The organism is Salipiger sp. (genome assembly GCF_059781815.1).
The window spans coordinates 1-1553 of record NZ_JBYNAH010000426.1; the positions used below are offsets into that span (position 1 = coordinate 1).

The following is a 1553-nucleotide window of genomic DNA, read 5'->3' on the forward strand; positions in this document are numbered from 1 at the left end:
CGACGTCGATCGAAGTGTTGCCGCCGGCTGTAAAGCTTTCGATGTGATCTTTGAGAACCTGCGGGTCCTTCTGCAGGACCGAGACCTCACGGTTGGCGAGTTCGTCACAAACTTCGCTGTAGACGTAGCCGTTGCTGGGGCGCCGGTCATAGGTGCTCCACGGCGTGAAATGCAGTGTACGTTGACGGATCGTATCGGGGTCCAGCGCGGTGGTGTTGAACTCGCTGCTGGTGAAATTGATGCAGTTTGCCCGGTCATTGGTGCCGGTCGTACTGAATTCGTCCATCAGATAGTCGGGCAGCGACACCTGAGTTGCATAGGGGATGATCGAAATCGACAGCTTCCCGTCCTCGGTCTTGTCCGCCATCTCTTGCACGAAGTTCTTGGCCGCCACTTTCAGGTTGGCCAGACGATTGTAGCTGTTCATCGAGCCAGAGACGTCGAGAACCAAAGAAATCTCAACATCATCAATGGCTTCTTCGGCGACGCTGGTTGCCGCGCTCGCGATCGAGTCAACATCCCACCACTGCATGAAGTGCATGCCGACATCCATCTGGGCGCTCGCTTCGACCTTGCGGTAGCCTTCGATCGTAACGGCGGTCGCGCCGCAGACATTCGGCGTCACGATGGGCTCACCAACCAGGTACTGGTCCAAGCCTTCCTTCTCGAGGTAGTCGACGACCACGTCCTTGGGGCAAAGGTCCTGGTCCAGGTCGGCCGCCGCCAGTACGGCGCGGTCCAGAGCATATTGCAGACGCGCACGTTCGCGATCGTACCGCATAACGTCCACGGCGAAGCCCGCCGCGGTGAAGATGATCATCAGAAGGAAGAGGGCGAAGATGGTCATCGTCCCGCTTTCCGAGGTCACGAAAGACTCGACGGCGCCCCGGCAGCGGTCTGCCTGGCGCGGTTTCTCCGACCGTGTCGATGTCCATTCAAAATTGCGCATAACGAAATCCTTTTGCCGGCCAAAAGCAGCGAAGCCAGTTCTTCGGAACTTTAATAATTTAGATGTGGATCGTGGCGAGAATTGGGCGTGATCGTCACTATGGTGCTCTTTTTGAATGAAAATCGGCGGCAGTCTGGCCGGGAAGGGCATCTTTGTTTCGTTGCTCGGGACAATTTCTGGAAATCGTAAACGTCCGCGACTCGGCTCGGTTGCTCGAAACGCGCTGTTCATAAATTGATGAAAAAAAGTGCAAATCGCGATTGCAGCTGCTTGCCAAGGGTGCGACAAAACGTCATGACGCTCGACGTCAACCGGCATGGAGGATTTTATGACGGCCATCAAGGAACCCAGCTTTCGGGAGAGTGTAGATCTGATGTTCAACAGGGCGGCTGCCCTGATGGATCTTCCACCCGGGCTTGAGGAAAAGATCCGGGTCTGCAATGCGACCTACACCGTTCGGTTTGGCGTGCGTCTGCGGGGGCAGATCCATACTTTCACCGGCTATCGCTCGGTTCATTCCGAGCATATGGAGCCGGTAAAGGGCGGTATCCGCTATGCGATGGCCGTGAACCAGGACGAGGTCGAGGCGCTTGCCGCGTTGATG

At 56.7% G+C, this 1553-nt stretch carries 2 protein-coding genes; one reads left to right on the forward strand and one right to left on the reverse strand.

The window, feature by feature from the left end; translation table 11 throughout:
- A partial coding sequence (locus AC6RA4_RS25505; RefSeq protein WP_500165121.1) for a pilus assembly protein TadG-related protein occupies nucleotides 1-1267 on the reverse strand: 1267 nt, incomplete at its 3' end.
- A gap of 10 nt (nucleotides 1268-1277) precedes the next feature.
- Here AC6RA4_RS25505 and AC6RA4_RS25510 point away from each other — a divergent pair.
- Nucleotides 1278-1553, forward strand: a 276-nt coding sequence (locus tag AC6RA4_RS25510; protein ID WP_500165123.1) for a Glu/Leu/Phe/Val dehydrogenase dimerization domain-containing protein, incomplete at its 3' end; no start/stop codon positions are given.